Origin of the sequence: Vibrio tapetis subsp. quintayensis, assembly GCF_030409945.1 — a bacterium.
Classification (GTDB): Bacteria; Pseudomonadota; Gammaproteobacteria; order Enterobacterales; family Vibrionaceae; genus Vibrio; species Vibrio quintayensis.
The window spans coordinates 18,426-36,527 of record NZ_JAUFQV010000036.1; the positions used below are offsets into that span (position 1 = coordinate 18,426).

Annotated in this window: 17 protein-coding genes and 1 pseudogene; 10 read left to right on the forward strand and 8 right to left on the reverse strand. The window is 43.7% G+C overall.

Features of this window, described 5'->3' with window-relative positions; translation table 11 throughout:
- Window positions 1-64 precede the first annotated feature (64 nt).
- Window positions 65-970: a LysR substrate-binding domain-containing protein gene (locus tag QWZ04_RS19135; RefSeq protein WP_290329845.1), complete on the reverse strand. Its 906-nt coding sequence runs from the start codon at window positions 968-970 to the stop codon at window positions 65-67.
- Window positions 971-1,079: 109 nt separating this feature from the next.
- On the opposite strand from QWZ04_RS19135, the gene QWZ04_RS19140 reads away from it, so the two are divergent.
- The 3 genes from QWZ04_RS19140 to QWZ04_RS19150 all read left to right on the forward strand — a co-directional run bounded on the left by QWZ04_RS19140 (window position 1,080) and on the right by QWZ04_RS19150 (window position 2,552).
- Window positions 1,080-1,772, forward strand: coding sequence for a pirin family protein (locus QWZ04_RS19140; protein WP_290329846.1), 693 nt, complete (start codon window positions 1,080-1,082; stop codon window positions 1,770-1,772).
- Complete coding sequence (locus QWZ04_RS19145; protein ID WP_290329847.1) at window positions 1,742-1,957, forward strand: pirin-like C-terminal cupin domain-containing protein; 216 nt, start codon at window positions 1,742-1,744, stop codon at window positions 1,955-1,957. The genes QWZ04_RS19140 and QWZ04_RS19145 overlap by 31 nt, the downstream gene beginning before the upstream one ends.
- A gap of 67 nt (window positions 1,958-2,024) precedes the next feature.
- Window positions 2,025-2,552 carry an NADPH-dependent FMN reductase gene (locus tag QWZ04_RS19150; protein WP_290329848.1) on the forward strand — a complete coding sequence of 176 codons (528 nt, stop codon included), beginning with the start codon at window positions 2,025-2,027 and terminating at the stop codon, window positions 2,550-2,552.
- Between the two features lie 126 nt (window positions 2,553-2,678).
- Here QWZ04_RS19150 and QWZ04_RS19155 read toward each other — a convergent pair whose 3' ends face one another.
- A complete protein-coding gene (locus QWZ04_RS19155; protein WP_290329849.1) occupies window positions 2,679-4,286 on the reverse strand; it encodes an NAD(P)/FAD-dependent oxidoreductase in 1,608 nt (535 codons plus the stop codon).
- A gap of 217 nt (window positions 4,287-4,503) precedes the next feature.
- Between QWZ04_RS19155 and fdxA the strand changes: the two genes are divergently transcribed.
- A complete protein-coding gene (gene fdxA, locus QWZ04_RS19160; RefSeq protein ID WP_290329850.1) occupies window positions 4,504-4,827 on the forward strand; it encodes a ferredoxin FdxA in 324 nt (107 codons plus the stop codon).
- Window positions 4,828-4,936: 109 nt separating this feature from the next.
- Here the strand turns inward: fdxA and QWZ04_RS19165 are convergent, their stop codons facing one another.
- Window positions 4,937-5,671 (reverse strand): RNA methyltransferase, encoded by a 735-nt coding sequence (locus QWZ04_RS19165; protein ID WP_290329851.1) that lies wholly within the window; start codon window positions 5,669-5,671, stop codon window positions 4,937-4,939.
- 205 nt (window positions 5,672-5,876) lie between these two features.
- On the opposite strand from QWZ04_RS19165, the gene QWZ04_RS19170 reads away from it, so the two are divergent.
- Window positions 5,877-6,506, forward strand: a complete 630-nt coding sequence (locus QWZ04_RS19170; RefSeq protein WP_290329852.1) for a LysE family translocator — start codon at window positions 5,877-5,879, stop codon at window positions 6,504-6,506.
- Here QWZ04_RS19170 and QWZ04_RS19175 read toward each other — a convergent pair.
- The 4 genes and pseudogenes from QWZ04_RS19175 to QWZ04_RS19190 all read right to left on the reverse strand — a co-directional run bounded on the left by QWZ04_RS19175 (window position 6,493) and on the right by QWZ04_RS19190 (window position 10,668).
- The gene (locus QWZ04_RS19175; RefSeq protein ID WP_290330003.1) at window positions 6,493-6,990 is read right to left on the reverse strand and encodes a hypothetical protein; all 498 of its coding nucleotides are present in this window, start codon (window positions 6,988-6,990) and stop codon (window positions 6,493-6,495) included. The genes QWZ04_RS19170 and QWZ04_RS19175 overlap by 14 nt on opposite strands.
- A gap of 144 nt (window positions 6,991-7,134) precedes the next feature.
- A complete protein-coding gene (locus tag QWZ04_RS19180) occupies window positions 7,135-8,124 on the reverse strand; it encodes an efflux RND transporter periplasmic adaptor subunit (RefSeq protein WP_290329853.1) in 990 nt (329 codons plus the stop codon).
- A gap of 17 nt (window positions 8,125-8,141) precedes the next feature.
- Window positions 8,142-8,591, reverse strand: a pseudogene (locus tag QWZ04_RS19185) (magnesium transporter); the annotation flags it as partial.
- 103 nt (window positions 8,592-8,694) lie between these two features.
- The gene (locus QWZ04_RS19190; protein ID WP_290329854.1) at window positions 8,695-10,668 is read right to left on the reverse strand and encodes an alkyl sulfatase dimerization domain-containing protein; all 1,974 of its coding nucleotides are present in this window, start codon (window positions 10,666-10,668) and stop codon (window positions 8,695-8,697) included.
- Between the two features lie 159 nt (window positions 10,669-10,827).
- Here QWZ04_RS19190 and QWZ04_RS19195 point away from each other — a divergent pair, with 159 nt between their 5' ends.
- A complete protein-coding gene (locus QWZ04_RS19195) occupies window positions 10,828-11,754 on the forward strand; it encodes a LysR family transcriptional regulator (protein WP_290329855.1) in 927 nt (308 codons plus the stop codon).
- A 99-nt stretch (window positions 11,755-11,853) separates the two neighbouring features.
- Entirely contained in the window at window positions 11,854-12,135 is a 282-nt protein-coding gene (locus QWZ04_RS19200; RefSeq protein WP_290329856.1) for a hypothetical protein, read from the forward strand.
- Between the two features lie 49 nt (window positions 12,136-12,184).
- Here QWZ04_RS19200 and QWZ04_RS19205 read toward each other — a convergent pair whose 3' ends face one another.
- On the reverse strand, window positions 12,185-13,099 hold the full coding sequence (locus QWZ04_RS19205; protein ID WP_290329857.1) for a 1-aminocyclopropane-1-carboxylate deaminase/D-cysteine desulfhydrase: 915 nt from the start codon (window positions 13,097-13,099) through the stop codon (window positions 12,185-12,187).
- Window positions 13,100-13,316: 217 nt separating this feature from the next.
- On the opposite strand from QWZ04_RS19205, the gene QWZ04_RS19210 reads away from it, so the two are divergent.
- The 3 genes from QWZ04_RS19210 (at window position 13,317) to QWZ04_RS19220 (ending at window position 18,034) form a co-directional block, all read left to right on the forward strand.
- Window positions 13,317-15,797, forward strand: coding sequence for a bifunctional diguanylate cyclase/phosphodiesterase (locus QWZ04_RS19210; protein ID WP_290329858.1), 2,481 nt, complete (start codon window positions 13,317-13,319; stop codon window positions 15,795-15,797).
- Between the two features lie 393 nt (window positions 15,798-16,190).
- Window positions 16,191-17,582, forward strand: a complete 1,392-nt coding sequence (locus QWZ04_RS19215) for an ArnT family glycosyltransferase (RefSeq protein ID WP_231897866.1) — start codon at window positions 16,191-16,193, stop codon at window positions 17,580-17,582.
- A 5-nt stretch (window positions 17,583-17,587) separates the two neighbouring features.
- Window positions 17,588-18,034, forward strand: a complete 447-nt coding sequence (locus tag QWZ04_RS19220; RefSeq protein WP_290329859.1) for a GtrA family protein — start codon at window positions 17,588-17,590, stop codon at window positions 18,032-18,034.
- Window positions 18,035-18,102: the final 68 nt, after the last annotated feature.

Genomic DNA, 18,102 nt, shown 5'->3' on the forward strand with positions numbered 1-18,102 from the left:
TAATAGATTTAATCGTATATCTAAAGATTTAGTTGAGATTTATTCTCATTAATTGAACGTGAGATCAGGGGGTTACCGCTTTAACGAAATTGGCACGAAGATACTCAGAGAAAGCATTGACCTGTGCTGGCACTCCCGTTCTTGAAGGCATCAGCAAGCTCAATTGTGCTGCGCCTGCGATCCAATCAGGCAGTATTCTCGTTAAGCTTCCTGTTTGAACTCGTGAATGGCAAGCATAGGCGGGCAGTGCAACAATCCCCAGGCCTTTACTGGCCGCGAGCGACAATGTCTCCATATCATCGGAACGAAATCTTGTGTTCAACTGAATTTGAGTTTTAATTCCGTCGCAATGTTCCAAATGTAATATGTCATTGCGGTTTCGCCATCCGACTTTTAGAAATGGGAGATCATTGAGCGCATATGGTGAGTCGGGTAGACCGTGGCGTTCAATAAAAGGTGTTCCGACAAATAAATGCCATTCTACCGTCGCGAGCTTTTTTTGAATCAGGGTTGAATCTGGCAGCGTCGCCATATGACCACGTATCACCAAATCTATCCCTTGTGACACTAGGTCAATCGTATCATTTGAGACATGCTGTTCGAGTTGAACTTGCGGTTGCTCAATAGCAAAGTCGGTGACTATCTCTTTGAGTGCAAATTGAGCGACACCGACTGAACAACTAATTCGAACCTTTCCTGAAAGCGAGTTCATCATAGGCTGAACCGATGCTTCAGCCCGTTCCATGTTATCTAGCACTAGCCGAGCATGTTGGTAAAACTTGTCGCCTGCGTCGGTTACAGAAATACTGCGAGACGTGCGTTGAATGAGCCGGATATTTAGCCGTTCTTCCAGTTGGCTTACGTGGCGGCTTAACCTCGACTTGGGAACACCAAGCGTGCGGGCTGCGGCAGAAAATCCTTTTTTCTCTACAACGTGAACAAAATAAAAGTAGTCGTTTAAATCTATCATGGCTTTCCTTGTTCCAAATATAGAACGATGAGTCTGATTTCTGTCTATTTTATGGTCACATTTTGATTGCTATTCTAATTTCAAATCAAACATGGAACGGTAGAGAATAATGAATTCAACAAAACATATCAAACAAGAGCAAATTAGCGGCGTGGGTACTTCTTCAGTAGTAGCGGGTAACTCATTGAAAGTAGGCACTGGCTTTACAGGTAGAGGCTTTCGATATACTGACTTTAACGGCGTGATGGACCCTCTTATTATGGTGGATCATTATCGAATGACAGAACCAACATTCGGTGATCATCCCCATGCTGGGCTATCCGCTGTGTCGGTACTTTTTGAAGACACTGAAGGCGCATTTAACAATCGAGATTCACTAGGGAATGATTTTGATATACACGCGGGTGACCTTTACTGGTTAAATGCAGGAAAAGGAGCGGTACATGACGAAGCGCCAAGAGAGGGTGCAAGCATTCATGGGTTACAGCTATTCGTGAACTTACCGTCTTTGCAGAAGAAAGAATCGCCGTCGTCCCTGCATGTAAAAAGTGAGCACATGCCGATTATTGAGTCTGAGGGGAGCAGAGTACGTCTTGTGCTTGGTGAATCGAATGGGCTAAGCGGAGCAAGCTCTCCAGTGCTGCCGTTCACTATCTTGGATGGAAGAGTCGCACAAGCAAAGCGTTTTAAACATGATGTGCAGTCGGATCATAGCGCTTGGATATACGCGGTGTCAGGCAGCGTTGAATTACGAACCGACAGTGCAGTATTGTGCTTGAAAAAGGTGAATCCATTGCGGTGAATGCTGAGGGGCATCAAACATTGCAGGTCACCGGTAAAAGTAACGGAGACAGTCATTTTGTTGTGTTGTCTGGTAAAGCAACCCAAGAGCATTTTGTGCAAAGAGGCCCATTTGCGATGAATTCAGAGCAAGAGATTGAGCTTGTTATGAAGTCTTACGAAGAGGGCTTGTTGGGCCGTGTTTAAGCGGTACTCGCAGGACGCTATTCAAACAATGACTCAACACTCTTAATTATCGGAAAAGGAAACACTAATGAAGATTCTCGCGTTCGCCGCAAGCAATAGCATTCAATCCATCAACAAACAATTGGTCATATTGGCTTCAAAGCAGTTGGGATCCCATGATGTTGAAATCATAAACATCAACGATTTTGAGCTACCGATATACAGCATTGATTTAGAAACCCAATTCGGCATCCCTGATGCGGTGCATGCTTTCAGAGACAAAATAGCGAAAGCCGATGGATTGCTTATTTCATTTGCAGAGCACAATGGTGGTTATACCGTGGCTTATAAAAACTTGTTTGATTGGGCCAGTCGCGTAAATATGGGGGTGTATCAAGGAACCCCAACGGTTATGCTTTCAACATCACCGGGTGGTGGTGGAGCAGGAAATGTTCTTGCGACGGCGGTGAATTCTGCCAAGTATTTTGAAGGCAATGTGGTTGCTTCGATGTCATTGCCAAGTTTCTATGAAAACTTCGATGTGGATACAGGTGAAATTACGGATGAAAAGTTGAAAGAAAAATTCAGAGCAACGGTTTTAGCGTTAACTGCGTAATCGAGCCTGCGAATGATCAGCCGCCATTATGAACAAAATCAATTAAGCAAAAAAAAGTGCAATGAGTCAAACTCATTGCACTTCGTATTTAGGGCTTTATCGCTGTCTGTGGTTTTGTCGGCTAACTTATGCTTCTTCAACCATCGCGAGTGCTAATGCTTCTGCGGCTTTAATTCCGTCGATACCCGCAGACAAAATACCACCTGCGTAACCTGCGCCTTCACCAGCAGGGTAGAAGCCTTTCAAGTTAACGCTTTGGTAATCTTTACCGCGCTTGATGCACAGTGGCGATGATGTACGAGTTTCTACACCTGTGAGTAGGCCGTCTGCACCTGCGAAGCCTTTAATCTTCTTATCAAATGCTGGAATGGCTTCACGGATTGCTTCAATCGCAAAGTCAGGTAATGCTTGCGCAAGATCCGTCAGTTTAATACCAGGAGTGAACGAGGGTTCAACTTCGCCAATCGCACTTGGATCGCGGCCTTTTAGGAAGTCACCAATTTTTTGTGCTGGTGCATCGTAGTTTTCGCCACCTAAGCGGTAGGCGGCACTTTCAAGTTCACGTTGGAAACGAATGCCGGCTAGTGGGTCGCCTGGGTAGTCTTGTTCTGGTGAAATACCCACAACAATGGCGCTGTTTGCGTTACGCTCTGCACGAGAGTATTGGCTCATTCCGTTGGTAACAACGCGGCCTTCTTCGGAGGTTGCAGCAACAACAGTACCACCTGGGCACATACAGAAACTGTAAACAGTACGGCCATTTTTGCAGTGATGAACCAGTTTATAATCAGCGGCACCTAAAATAGGGTTACCTGCATTTTTGCCAAAACGTGCTTCATCAATAACAGATTGCTTGTGTTCAATACGGAAACCAACAGAAAATGGTTTTGCTTCCATGTAAACACCGCGCTCATGCAGCATCTCAAAGGTGTCACGTGCACTGTGGCCTACCGCTAAAATAACGTGGCGAGACTTAATCTCTTCACCGTTAGACAACGTTAAGCCCGTGATTTGACCATCTTCCATGTGTAGGTCATCAACACGAGTGCTGAATCGAATTTCACCACCTAGCTCGATGATCTTCGCACGCATTTTTTCAATCATGGTGACCAGTTTGAACGTACCAATGTGAGGCTTGCTTACGTAACGAATTTCTTCAGGAGCACCCGATGCGACGAATTCTTCAATGACTTTACGGCCGTAATGCTTCGGATCTTTTACTTGGCTATACAATTTGCCATCAGAAAAAGTACCTGCGCCGCCTTCACCAAACTGAACGTTTGATTCTGGGTTTAAGTTACGTTTACGCCAGAAACCAAAGGTGTCTTTAGTACGCTCACGCACTTCTTTACCGCGTTCAACCACGATTGGGTTAAAGCCCATTTGCGCTAAAACTAAAGCTGAAAACAAACCACAAGGGCCAAAGCCAATAACGACAGGGCGCTCGGTTAGGTTTTCTGGCGCTTTAGCAACAAATTTGTAGGCCATATCAGGCGTAGTTTTCACGTGCGGGTTATTCTCGAATTGTTCGAGCAGTTGCACTTCGTTTTCAACTTCGACGTCTAGTGTGTAGATAAGCAGGATTTTAGATTTTTTACGAGCATCGTAGCCACGTTTAAACATATTGAATGAGATAACTTGCTCGGCGGTCACGCCCAGCTTTTTGGTTATCGCGGCAAGAAGTGCGTCTTCCTCATGATCTAAAGGAAGCTTGATTTCATTTAAACGTATCATGCTGATGTCTCGTTTTAGTAGGTGTCTTAGCTTAATCATTCAAATGGCTTGAACGATAGCTCACAATGGCGCGCATTTTACGTGATGTTGATTCGTCTGTCATACTTAATTCGTTAAGATAGGTTATCGAAAATATAAACCGAGCATATATTGAATTTTGTCTCTGGATCAGTATCATCGCCAATCCACAATTTTGGCTAACGAAGAGTTTCGAATCATGGCATTTGTCGTAACGGATAACTGTATACAATGTAAATACACTGACTGTGTCGCGGTATGTCCTGCTGATGCCTTTTATGAAGGCCCGAACTTTATGGTTATAAGCCCAATTGATTGCATTGACTGTGGGTTGTGCGTGCCGGAATGCGATGCGCAAGCTATTTTTCAAGAAGATGAATTACCGGAAGATCAGCAAGTGTTTATTGCGTTAAACGAAGAGCTTGCAGAAGTATGGCCGAACATTACCGAAGTGAAACCGGCCCTTGAAGATGCGGCGAAATGGGATGGCGTGCCTAACAAGTTGTCGATGCTGGAAAAATAGCTCGCGCGAGTACCTAAAGAATTCAAAAAAACGTCATGGTTAGCTTAACCATGACGTTTTTTTATTATTAACGAGAAGCTATATTAACGAAGAGCGAACTATCCGCTTATTAGCTGTGCTGGCGACGGAAGTTATCCAAAATAATGCCAGTTGCCATCGCAACATTTAAAGACTCTGCGCCACCAAATGATGGAATGGTGATTTTGTGGGTAACCTGCTTGGCGGCTTCTTCGCGTACACCATGAGATTCGCTGCCCATCAACAAGATGCCTTCCGCTAGAAAGTCTGTGCTATGAACGCTTTCGCCTTCCAAGAATGCACCGTAGACAGGTAAATCAGCCGCAGATAAGTATTCTGGCAGGGCAAGTTGGCTAACTTGAACGCGTCCGAAGCTGCCCATTGTAGCTCTGATGGTTTTTGGGTTATATGGGTCGGCGCAGTCTGTGCTCGCAATGATGTGCTTAATGCCATACCAGTCAGCAACACGAATGATGGTGCCAAGGTTACCGGGGTCAGACACGCCGTCTAGGGCGATCATCAGACCTTCAGCAATTGGTGCTTCAACACTTGGAATCTCAACAACAGCAACCGCCGCGTTGTTACTCACAAGCGAGCTTGCTTTGGTCAACTCTTCTAATGTCGCTTCAATACACTCAAAGCGGCTTATCTGTGCTTCATTTTGCTCTAAGAATTCTTGTGTCGCAAAAATCTGTTTGACCACGAGAGAAGCATTCACTAACTCCAGTACATTTTTTTCGCCTTCAACCAAAAATAAGCCAAGGGCTTTGCGTTGTTTTTTTTGATTAAGAGCACGAAGCAGTTTTAGTTGGTTTTTTGAAATCATGGTGTTTAGTGAACTCGTAGTGTCTGGTCAGCGATTGAACTCTGGTGAACAATTGGAAATGTTCCACAGAAAAGCCGCCGCATTATAACCCTAACCCTAACTGAGATGCGAGAGAGAAAACTCGGTGGCTTTTATGATCATGCCTTTGTCTTTTAGCGCGAATTTTCTGTGGTACACTCGGCGAAAAGATTAAGTAGGTGAGAGCATGTCCATAGAAAGCGCAATTACGTTCTTTATTGCCATATTTATATTTGGTATTACACCCGGCCCCGGCGTGTTTGCCATTTTGGCCAGAGCTATGGTTTCTGGGCCAAAGAAGTGTGTGATGCTGGCATTGGGCATGATTGGAAGCGATCTTATTTATTTGATACTCGCGTGTTTTGGTTTAGCAACAGTCGCAGATAATTGGTCTGAAGTTTTTGTTGTTATTCGATACGTTGGCGCTGGCTACTTGATCTACCTAGGCTATAAGATGTTTAAGGCCTTGCCTGAGGTTAAGGACTCCATCGATAATGAAGTGCAACAACCACAAAAAACGGAAGCGCTGGCGAGTTTTACACAAGGTTTTTTGATCTCTGCATCTAACCCGAAAGTCATTCTTTTTTATATCTCTTTCTTGCCGACCTTTGTTGATTTAGCCGCGTTACAGGCTCAAGATATTGTTTTGGTTTCTGTCTTATCAGCGGTCGCATTGATGGCTGGCTTGATGCTCATCGCTATTGGAGCGAGTCGAATGGCTCGAATGCTAAAAACACCAAAAGCGCACCAAAGGCTAAATCGTGGAGCGGGCAGTATTATGATCGCAGCTGGCACCTATTTAGCTATTCATCGTTAGTTTGGAATAGGTCACTTAACCAATTGTCTAATGTGGCGATGTCTTGCTGGTTGCCGTTTATCTTCACTAAGTGAGCCTCTTTGGCTTGTTTCCAAGTTAACTTACCGTTTGCGAGAGCATCGAGCACATCAAGTTCTGTAACTAGCAGTAACGTGCTTGGTGTGACGGGCGTGTTTCGTCCTACGACTAAGGCGTTGCTCGTAACATCAACGTCGCTGTAATGACCATTGATGGCTTCAAATAAAGAGAAGTTTACTTTTTTCTGGTGGGGCTTATCGAGTGCTTTTTTTATGTCGAATAGGCGAAAATGGTCGGGCTTGGCACCGTTATCAAATGCGTTCGCTTGTCTGGCAGAAATGACGTTTGAAAAAACGGTGAGTGATCCAGGTTCTGTAATTAAGTTAAAGCCAGTACTTTGGTGTAAACCACAAGCATAACTGAGACTAGATACAAGAAGCAGAATGAGTAGAAATGGTTTTGGCATAAATCGTTTACGCATAGTGACTCCAGTGAATTTGGTGCATATTCATACTGTGTTAGCCATGAATATGCACCTTGTAATGACCATTCTTCGTTATCTGTCGAACGGTCTTTTCAGTAATAAATCTAATATGGGGCTGAGTTCAGTTTACCAAGCGCCCAAGTACGATTTGTAAGACTGGAGTCGAACCGTTGCACCACCAATGACATCGATGAACCCCCAGAATGGATGCGGCTTCTTCGCCGAAATCCACGCAGATCCGGTTGCACCAATTGGAATGTAATACCCATCAGGTTCAATGATTTCTAGCACGATCGTACGTCCATGAGTACCCATATTGTTTCCAACGTGCTGATTAACACTTTGTGGTCCGTTGACTGGGTTGATGGCCGCTTCCCCGGTACCCGCGGTAAAACTGTGTACCTTTGCACGGAAGATATGCCCTGGGTAGGCGTCGACATAAAACTCCGCGAAATCGCCTATTTCCACATAACCATACGCTTGGTCTGGAATCCGCATTTCTAAGAATTTGTTGTTGATGTCATATATGTGCATGTTGCCAATAGCACTTCCTGAAGCGATGTTGACGATAGACACTTGCCCATCAAATTCTGCGGTAACAGTTTTCTTCTCTTGCGCCCAATCGACTTTTTGTAGATCCGCTTTAAGAGATTCTAAGTAAGCGTTGCTGACTTTTAAATCGGAATAAAACTTTTCTATATCGCGTTTTTTGAAGATTTCAGGTGAGGTTTTGGCTCGTTCAAGATCGCGTTCCATCTGAGTGATGGTTTCTTGCTGTTGTATTATGCTCGATGTGATTTTTGAACGATCGGCGGCGGAGTTGGTGTCGACTAAGGTGTAAAGAACATCGCCTTCTTTAACCAATTGGTTGTGAGTGACAAATACTTTATCAATACGCTCACCGATAAGCGGTGATGCTACGGCATGAGGGGCTTTTACGGTGGTTGAATTAGTTAAGTCAACGGGAGACCATAGTCGTGAAACAACGGCAAGAGAACCCAGTATGATAACGCCACCGATCGCGGACCAAATGACATTGGCGAGTGTTTTTTTCAAAGCACCAGTCGCGAATAAAGACCAGACAATCAAAACATAGGGGATCATCATCTCTTTCATTGTATTTCTCCCTTAGCGATACCGCGTTGAATGATGTTGCTAATGCCATTACCAATGCTGGCCCAGTTAGTAAATGCAATGACGAGGGCAATAACCCAGAATGTTTTACTGATGAACAGACCACATAAAGAAAGTGCGAACACAACGTGTACCTGTGGGTTTTTGCTCTCTTCGGCTTTATGCACACCTAGCTCATGCACTCGCCAAAAACCGTAAATAACAGCGAGTACTAGGGCAATGGTGACGGCAAATAAATACCCAGAGAAAAACTCAGTCTGAAAGAAATTCATCATCATTGGGTTTGGGTGGTGGTTAAATTGAGAAAGGTCGATGTCTTGCGAATGAATGGTGCCAAGCGGAGCAAGTACCCATGCCCCCGCTAACATTGTCACCATGAAAGCGCTGAACTTCAAAAGTACGAGCATTACGGCCCATATTTTTTGCATAACGATTTTTAGAAATTTCATCTAAGTACCTATACATACAGAATATGACGGAGAAAGGGAGGCAGTAAAACTGCCTCCCAAATCCATTTGGTCAATTTATTTGTGGGTGAATAACCACAGGTAATTAACGAACGATGAGCATGATTTCTTCAGGAGTCATGGCTTTATCGAAGTAGCTCATGAACTGGCCGAAGTGTTGGATGTCGCCAGCGGTGAATCGGAAGTCACCCTGTTGTAGGTTTTTGCCAATCACTTTTTGTGCATTCGGACCAGCCATTAAGATTTGGTTTAACACGCCACGAGTGGTGCTGATTTGTACGTCCGCATCTTTTAGGTTGGTTTCATGCAATTGAGCGATACCGTTTCGGATCTCAATGGTGAATGCTTCATTGGTATCACTGAACTGATAGGAAAGTGACATGTTCACATCCAATGTCTTCTCTGCAATCAGTGTTGACGTCATCATGTCAAAAATTTGCTTACTTGGTAGTGCGGTCAATACATCGACCGAAGCAAAGCTGATCATGTTAGAGAAATCACGGGTTCCTTCGAGCTCAGCTGCGGCATTAAGTGCCCAGTTGCGCCAGTTGATGTTGACTTGATCTGCAGCCCACGCTTTGTAAGCTTGAGCCTTAAGCAGACGCGCTTCTTTGTCTTCTTTGTTTACTGTAATTGGGTAAGACAAAACTTCAGCGGCGAACGTGTAGTTTTCAGCTTCCATTGCGGCTTTAGCTGTACGAATGATGTTATCGCGTCCGCCCATTATTTCGACAAAGGCTTTGGCGCGTTGCTCGTAAGCCATTGGCTCTAACTGCCATGGATCAGCTTCAAAGAAGCCGTTGTAGCCTACATAAATTTGGCGAACCGCATGAGCAACAGTACCGTAGTGCTCACCTAACCATGGGTGGTTTGCCAGGTGTGACGGCAGCTTAACTACTTCGACTAACTCATCAGGAGTCAGGCCTTTGTTCATGTAACGGATGGTTTGATCGTGAGTGTATTGAATTGCATCGCGGTAAGACGTCAGTACGTTTGCGACCGCTTCTGCACCCTCAACAGGACGACCGTGAGAGTTAATCATGATCTCTGTATCAAATGAGCGCATGATATCAATGCCTTTGAACCACATTGATGGATCACGGAATTTAGTCCCGCGAATTGTATGCAGGTTCGGGAAGTTTTCACCTTGAAGTACTTCTGCAGCGTGCAAAATCTTTTGCTCTGGCAGGTAAACCACAACTTCATCTTTGGTTTCTGATGGCACATTAACGATTTCTAGTTTTACACCGGCGATCGTGATGTCTAGGCGATCTTTTAATGTTACGTTTGGTTCGATGAACGAAATATCGCCCTGCATAAAGCGAGGACCAAGGCCATCATTGACCGTACCATGCTCACCTTCTTCCACGTGTTTTGCACCCGTGTAAGACGTGCGGTGACCAAACAGTGTGCCAAGGTTAGAAGACCAGTTAGCGACGGCTTCTGTTAAACCTTCTTGAGCAATGATCTTTATGTCACCAGACTTAACGTCTTCGTCTGTTGCCCACGCACGAACACCTGAAATGTGATCGATGTGGTTGTGTGAATAGATGATGGCTTTTACCGGTTTGTCGGTAATTTTACGGAATTGCTCTTTGACTGATTCAGCCATTTGAACGGACTCGCCTGGATCAACGATGATAATGCCGTCGTCACCTTCGATCATCACTGGGGTATCTAAGCCAAATCCGTAACCTAAATAAACGTTATCATCGACTTGGATGATCGCTTGGTCCATTTTGCGTGAGTGCTTAGTTAACGCTGGGTGTACGTGATCGGAATCGGCAGAATATGCGAGCGAGTCGCCCGTTTTTGATAGCACTTTAATGCGCTCGCCTTTGCCCCAAAATAAGTTCGACTCATGTTCAAACAAGACACCGTCGTTATAGCGCTTATTCATATCGATATTTTGATATTGGCTCGCTGCACTGGTTTGAAGCGCTTGACCTTGCTTAGAGGTGGCTTCAGTCAGCAGGGTTGACGCAAAAGATGCATTCGCAGTTAACAGAGCGCTCGCTATAGCGATAGGTAGCGCAATTTTTTTGAATGTAGGAGTCATGGTAACGACCTTATTATTGGATAGACTAAATATTGTTTTGTTGCCATGAATTTTAATTTACTGCTTAGGGGGTATCTACGAGCTAAGGCGATATCGATATATCGTAATTACGATGAGTTTATGTTTTAATGATTGAAATACTAAGGCGGAATGCAACAAATGAATAACAAAATCCCCAATTTCAATTTGCTAGCGGTATTCGCGGCTGTGATAGAGCAGGGCAGTTTGAGTAAAGCCGCTGATCACCTTAGTACTAATCAATCAACAATCAGCACGGCATTAAAACGGCTCAAAGAAGAGGTGGGGCAAGAGCTGTTCATTCGCAGTGGACGAGGTGTTGTGCCCACGGCTTACGCGACGAGCTTGTATGAACACGTTCAGGTACCAGTAAAACAGTTAAGCGGGGTATTTCAGTCTTTAGGAGAATTTGACCCCAAAACGTCTGTGAGGCAATTTGTGATCACCGCGCCTGAACACTTGCAATGGGCATTGCTTGACCAATTTGATAATCAGAAAAACAAACACCTAACGCTTGAGGTCTATGACCAACCAGACAGAGAAGAACAAGTTTACGATGATCTTCTGATCCAAAAGTTTGATGCGATGATAGAAAATATCCCCTCGGAGAACGCCAATACAGCCAATGAAAGATTGTTTGATAATGAGTTTGTGATTGTCTGTCGTCGTCAGCATCCCAGAATACAAGGTGCTATCACCGAAGCACAGTACATGGCAGAAAAACACGCGGTGTTAGACAGAGTAAGAAAACAACAAGTGAGTTTGAGTCATTATACGACCATTGATCTTTCCGGTCGGAAAGTGGCGTATAACGGCCGTTCGCTATTTAGCAACCTACTGCTGTGCAGCGAATCCAATTGTTTAACCGTGGTGCCTTTGTCTATGGCACTTCAGTTCGAGAAAAAGCTAGATCTTCAATTGTTCAAGTTACCTTTTCACTACTCACTTATGTCTACGTATTTAGTCTCTTTGAAGAAAGTGTTGAATGACCCAGCGCATCAATGGCTCTGCAGTGAAATCCGAAAAACAATCGACAAAGTAGAAACCAATTCTCGCAATCGCTTTTAACGTTCTGTTTATGGATGTGAAGATAACGGTTTATATATCGTACTTAGTATGTATAATGTTCGTGATTGGTTGAAATGAACTTCGATAGGAACAATAGCAATGAAAAAAACCGTCTTGTTAAGCGTGTGTTTACTTATGTCATTTGGTGCGTCAGCAGATGTAACGATAGAGAAAAATCGTGTGGTATGTCAGAGTGAATCTGCGATTAAACTGTACTTAAAGCGCAAAAATGCATCGAATAAAAACATTGACCTACCGTCGGACTGCCGAAAAATTAAGAACAAACGTTCAGGTGAAGTTAAGAGCCGTGGTAATGGTTATGTAGAAATTGAGCCGAAATTTGGTGACAGTATTTACGTAGATAAAGACGCGATTCGCTAGTAATCGAACTTTCAAAGTCCGATCTCTAAATCGGACTTTTTGTGGACTTCTAAATGGGATCTTGAGGGTACTTTCGGCGATATCTCGGTAACATGGTTTCATTTCCGAGCAACCCACCTTGATGTATATAAAGTAAGCTTCGATGAGAATTTTCAGGCAACCAATGGCGTAGTGCCTGCCACATTAATGGGTCGTATAGCAGTTCAAATTCGACTCCAGTTTGGTTTTTTAGCTTAAACCAAGTTTCATAATCTTCACGGTAAAGCTTGCCAAAGTGATGAGGTTTGTCGTTGCCAATGATATTGGGAACGCTGTTTTCACCCAACTCCATCCATTGTTTTTCTAAATAATCGTTTCCGCCGACGCACGAACAAGTGATGACTTCTATTGCGTTAACTTTAAGGTGTTTGTGCAAGTACAGTGATGTGGTGCCCGTGCCTGAGGGTAAGGCAACGACTAAATCTTTGATGTTATTCTCATCTCGCCAGACGATGATCTCTTCGGCAAGCACCTTAATTCCCGCTTCAGCAACAGGGCTTCTACCGCCTTCAGGAACAAACAAGGCGCGCGAGTCGGGCAAGCGAATTTGGGCGATATAATCGCTTGGGTGTAGGTCGGACCTATCGCAGCATTGTGATAGGTCGATGATATTGGCACCCAATTCAAGTGCGGCGCGGTAATTGCCTATTGGGTTTTGCTTTAGCCAGCGAGGAATTCGATCAACATAGAACTCTAACTGCCATGATTTCAGCCGAGCCAACGCCGCCAAAGAATACAATGAATTGGCTTGAACGGAGCCATAGCCTATTAATGTGTCGTAGTCAGACGCATCAAGGTTTAAAAGTGCGGCTAACTTACGTGCTTTGTTACCACTAAATTGTGGGTGCAGTAAATCATCACGCTTAAGCCAAAAGGGGTGCTGCTCGAAGTGATGAAATGAGGTTTCAGTGTAGGACAGTTTCATCTTTCCGCTCGGTTGCATAGTGGCGCTTCTTTATGCTGTATATTGTCTGTGAGTAGGCTATCAGTTAAGGAGTGTGAACTAAAGCGTGTAATGACGATGAAATTGCCCTCTCATAGATAGCATTATTGATTTATAAATCATTTAGAACAATTTGACTCGCGCTTCATTAAGAGATTAGCTATGTTTATTAAAGTAAGTAATTTGTAGGTGCTCGGTAATGGCAGAACTCAATGACAAAAAGCTATTCAGGCTCATAAAATTTGCCCCGGCCAGTATTGTTATTTTGTTCACCATTGTGTTGCTCGCGATTGTTATTGAAGATGATATTCGAAGCAGCGCCCAGGAAATTGACAGCCTGCATCAAGAATTTGTCTCACGCCAAAAAGAGCTGCTTAAAACCCAAGTTGAATACGTTGAGCAGCAAATCCAATACGCGAAAGATCAAACTCAAACTACCCTCGAAACCACCATTAAACAGCGCATTCACGAAGCCCATAAAATCGCAACGAATCTATATGAAAATAACCAGGGAAAATCCGAACAAGAAGTGACCGCGTTGATCACGCAAGCTTTACGTGATATTCGCTTCAATGATGGCAGAAGTTATTTCTTTATTTACAAAACCAATGGCATTAACGTCATGCACCCTTTATTGCCTCACGTAGAGGGAAAATCGCTGTGGGATTTTAAAGATGTGCGCGGTAGTTACATAGTTCGAGAAATGGGCGAGCAAGTGAAAGCAAAAGGTGAAGCATTTTACCGCTGGTGGTTTGTAAAACCTCAAAACAAAAATCAAGAATTTGAAAAAATTGGTTTTGGTCAGTACTTCGAACCTTACGATTGGTTTATTGGCACCGGAGATTACGTTGTTGATGTAGAAAACGACATTAAAAAGCAAGTATTGCAGTGGGTGAGTGGGATTCGTTTTGGTACCTATGGCTACATCTTTATTTTGGATGATAAAGGAGAGATTCTGGCTCACAGAGAGCCTGAGTTTGTGGGGAAAAATATTTACGAGTTAAGCCAAGACAGAGACAAAGAAGCAATTGAAAAGTTAGTGGTGAACCATCAAAGATACGTCCATTACAAGAGTGCTTATATTCCTGACGGAGTTAATGGTGGTGATAAAATCAGCTACGTTATGCAGTTTAAAGACTGGAACTGGAGTGTAGGAAGTGGTGTTTACGTCGATGTACTTGAAGCCTATTTAAACGAACGTAGAGCCTACTTTGAAGTCACCAACCGCAGCGACCTCACTAACGTTGCGCTGATGGGGGGAGCAACTGCATTGATTTTGTCTTTGCTTTCTTTTGGCTTGAGCCGGGTAATCTCCGTTCGTTTTGAAAAATTCCAAGCGAAAATAGAAAATGATTTTGGCAGCTTAGAAGACACCAAAAATCAATTAGAACACATGGCGTTGCATGACTCCCTCACTGGGCTTCCAAATAGAGTGTTACTCCATGACCATATTGAACAGGGTATTGAACGTTCAAAAGCGAGCTATCAACAACTTGCCGTTATGTTCGTTGACCTAGATGATTTTAAAAAAGTGAATGACGTTTACGGCCATTCTGCGGGTGACTTATTACTTGGTGAAATTGGTAAAAAATTTGAAGAGTTGATGGCGCCGGGTGAAAGTATTTCACGCTTCGGGGGGGATGAATTTGTATTCTGTTTTCCGTGCTTAGAAAGCCTCGGAGAAGCAGAAAAAAAAGTTGAGTTGATTAAAAGCGTGTTCGATCGCCAGTTCGTCGTTCAAGGACGCGTTATCTTTATCTCTTGTACCATTGGGGTTTCAATGTATCCGTCTGATGGTGACGAGCCAGAAGATTTGATTTCAAAAGCCGACATTGTGCTGTACAAATCCAAAGCCCGCCAGAAAGGTGATGTGCTGTTTTTTGATAATGCGATTAACCGACAAGTACAATATGATTTCTTATTAGAACGTGAGTTGAGAGATGCCCTGTATCGTAAGGAAATATCCGTACTGTATCAGCCCCAAATAGATGTAAAAACGGGTAAATTGTGCGGTGTTGAGGCTTTATCGCGCTGGCATAATGCTCAACTTGGTCATGTTTCACCGGTTGAGTTTATTGCGGTTGCCGAAGACATTGGTTTGATTAATACCATCGGGATGTTTGTTATTAATCGAGCTTGCCAAGATATATCAGAAGCCTTTCCTACCAACGCATCAAATATCGCGCTTTCTATTAACATATCTCCGATTCAGCTAATGAGTAATCAGTTCGTGCCTCAGCTTTGCGCGGTCATTGATGCTCATCACATTGGTTACGAGCGCATCACTCTAGAGATTACAGAAAATGTATTAATTAATGACCTGGTGAAAGTCTCTCCGGTTATCGAAGCGCTAAGATCGCTCGGCATCACCATTTCTTTGGATGATTTTGGTACGGGTTATTCATCTTTGAGTTATTTGAGTAACCTACCCATCAATGAAATCAAAATTGACCGCAGTTTTGTCGATAAGATGATGAGCTCGAAGCAAAGCGATTCTTTGGTGAAAGCGATCATCGCCATTGGCCATTCCTCTGAGATGAAAATTGTGGCTGAGGGTGTTGAAACGCAAGCGCAACGAGACATTTTAGAAAGCTATCACTGTGATATTTTACAGGGTTATCTTATTGATAAACCAATGCCGTTAGCGCAGTTGGTTACTGAATATCCTAAAGGAGCGTAGCGTTAATTCTCGCGAACTGATGGTTTGTTCGGTAAAGAGTGAGAAAAATTGAATGCTATCAATTAAACATCCAATATCGTACATGCCTCTAGACCTAGAAAAGTAGTCTTAAAATGGAAATATCATTAAAAATTGTGACTTAAGTGTCGATTAATTATCTGTGAGTAATATAATGCACTCCGTATCACTGGTTGCAGAATGTTTTCGTTAAAATGATATTCAAATGGCACCATTGGCTCATTCTGCGGTCATAAAGCAGGGGAAAGCCGCACCGTGGTGCCTTTAGGTGCATCGGTTCAGTGCTTTAGGTACAATCTAGGCACTACTAACGTATATTTTGAACAGCGAAGAGATTTCGCTGTTTTTATTTTTTGAATGATTTAGGGGACGGAAGTGAAGTTAACTTCAAAACACTTGTGGGGCTTATTTGGTATCGCAATTTTGCTGCGTTTGGTTACGTTAGCACTATACCCATTAATGGATACCACCGAAGCTCGTTATGGTGAAATGGCTCGAATCATGGTCGAGACCGGTAACTGGTTGACACCAATGACAGACTATAACGTGCCATTTTGGGGTAAACCTCCTATGTTTACTTGGCTTAGTGCCGTGGGTATTGAAGTCCTAGGTCTTTCTGAGTTTGGGGTTCGCTTTCCTCACTGGTTAGCGGGTCTAGCAACCATTGGTGTTTGCGCTTATTTTGCTAAAAGAGTGGGCATTAACCCGCTCGTTTCTGCTGCTGTTCTAGCATCTACCGCTATTTTTTCTATCTCAGCGGGTGCGGTAATGACAGACATGGCGATGACCTTGTCTTTGGCTGTCGCGATGGTTGGTTTTTACTTTTGTTGGCAAGGCGACCAAAAATGGGGCTATATCGGTTTCATTGGTTTAGGTTTTGCGCTGCTTTCTAAAGGTCCGGTAACTATTGTTATTTTTGGTTTGGGTGTGTTCCCATTCATGGTAATCCAGCACGGGTTTATCGGTGCCTTTAAAGAGCTATGGCAGCGTTTCCCTATTGTTAAGGGCCTGATCTTAATGTGTATCGTTGCTTTGCCTTGGTTCATTATGGCAGAAAGGGCAACGCCAGGCTTCCTTGATTACTTTATTGTTGGTGAGCACTACAAGCGCTTTATGGTTCCCGGTTGGGACGGTGACTTGTACGGCAACGCTCATGATGAGCCTCGTGGTATTATTTGGTGGTTCTGGGTTCAATCTGCAGCGCCTTGGTCTATCGCTTTGATGATCATGGCTTGGACTCGTCGAGTTCAAATTAAAGCATTTAACGCAGCGAATCCTGGTTTGCTGAGTTTCTTATTCTGCTGGATGATTGCTCCGATGATCTTGTTCTCGTTCGCCGGTAATATTTTACCTGCTTACGTACTTCCTGGTATTCCTGCCATTGGTTTGATTTTCGCTTGTTTAATCAAAGGCGATGAGAAATGGTTTAGTAAAGTCGCATTAATTGTGCCTGTTCTGTTAATCATTGCTGTTGGTGTGATTACCTTTAAAACAGGAACCGAGCGAAGTGAAAAAGAACTTTACACTAATGCAGATTCTAGTCTTCCAGTGTACTACGTTGGCAGTCGTCCGTTCTCAGGCCAATACTATAGCTTTGGTAAAGCTGTGTACTTTCAAGGTGATGATGACTTTAAAGGGCATGACAACGGCTTCTATGTTGTCGGCCGTAAAGACAGCCTGCCAAGCTTTATTGATAGCAAGGGTTTGACGGAAAGCTGTGAACGTCAGTCTGAAAACGCAAACCGCTACTTGTATTTCTGTCAGTAGTTACTATGTCAGTTATTAATAAATTGTTGCAGCATCCACTGCTGCAACAACTACTTAAGCATCGTGTGGTAAAGTTTGCGATAGTTGGCGGCATTGGCTTTGTTGTTGATGTTTCTATCTTTAGCTTTTTTCTCTATGTTGTTGAGCTCGAGATTTTTCCTACTCGAGTGATTGCTTTTGTCTGTGCCGCTAGTGCTACATGGCTTGGCAACCGCATGCTGACTTTCAGTGACAGAAAGAAAGTGAGCCGAAGAACGCAATGGCAGAAGTCATTGGTTGCGGCTTGTTGTTCCGCTGTTCCTAACCTGTTGGTCTTTAAGCTGTGTATTACATACCTTGGAGAGCAAGGCGTCATGGCCTACGTGGCTTTGGTGGCCGGTATTTTGGTAGGAATGGTCAGTAATTACTTCTTGAGTTCTAAGTGGGTATTTGCAGATAAAAGCGAAAGCTAGTTACTAGTGATAAGTACGACGTAAGTACCGGTTTTAATAGATGTAAAAAATGCGACCAATTGGTCGCA

Excerpts from the sequence above, each read along its gene's own strand:
- QWZ04_RS19140 (WP_290329846.1), top strand. The coding sequence starts at position 1,080 with ATGAATTCAACAAAACATATCAAACAAGAGCAAATTAGCGGCGTGGGT.
- QWZ04_RS19175 (WP_290330003.1), bottom strand. The coding sequence starts at position 6,990 with ATGCCAAAACCATTTCTACTCATTCTGCTTCTTGTATCTAGTCTCAGT.
- QWZ04_RS19200 (WP_290329856.1), top strand. The coding sequence starts at position 11,854 with ATGAAAAAAACCGTCTTGTTAAGCGTGTGTTTACTTATGTCATTTGGT.
- QWZ04_RS19220 (WP_290329859.1), top strand. The coding sequence starts at position 17,588 with ATGTCAGTTATTAATAAATTGTTGCAGCATCCACTGCTGCAACAACTA.
- QWZ04_RS19195 (WP_290329855.1), top strand. The coding sequence starts at position 10,828 with ATGAATAACAAAATCCCCAATTTCAATTTGCTAGCGGTATTCGCGGCT.
- QWZ04_RS19180 (WP_290329853.1), bottom strand. The coding sequence starts at position 8,124 with ATGAAAGAGATGATGATCCCCTATGTTTTGATTGTCTGGTCTTTATTC.
- QWZ04_RS19165 (WP_290329851.1), bottom strand. The coding sequence starts at position 5,671 with ATGATTTCAAAAAACCAACTAAAACTGCTTCGTGCTCTTAATCAAAAA.
- QWZ04_RS19135 (WP_290329845.1), bottom strand. The coding sequence starts at position 970 with ATGATAGATTTAAACGACTACTTTTATTTTGTTCACGTTGTAGAGAAA.
- QWZ04_RS19155 (WP_290329849.1), bottom strand. The coding sequence starts at position 4,286 with ATGATACGTTTAAATGAAATCAAGCTTCCTTTAGATCATGAGGAAGAC.
- QWZ04_RS19190 (WP_290329854.1), bottom strand. The coding sequence starts at position 10,668 with ATGACTCCTACATTCAAAAAAATTGCGCTACCTATCGCTATAGCGAGC.
- QWZ04_RS19170 (WP_290329852.1), top strand. The coding sequence starts at position 5,877 with ATGTCCATAGAAAGCGCAATTACGTTCTTTATTGCCATATTTATATTT.
- QWZ04_RS19150 (WP_290329848.1), top strand. The coding sequence starts at position 2,025 with ATGAAGATTCTCGCGTTCGCCGCAAGCAATAGCATTCAATCCATCAAC.
- QWZ04_RS19205 (WP_290329857.1), bottom strand. The coding sequence starts at position 13,099 with ATGAAACTGTCCTACACTGAAACCTCATTTCATCACTTCGAGCAGCAC.
- fdxA (WP_290329850.1), top strand. The coding sequence starts at position 4,504 with ATGGCATTTGTCGTAACGGATAACTGTATACAATGTAAATACACTGAC.
- QWZ04_RS19210 (WP_290329858.1), top strand. The coding sequence starts at position 13,317 with ATGGCAGAACTCAATGACAAAAAGCTATTCAGGCTCATAAAATTTGCC.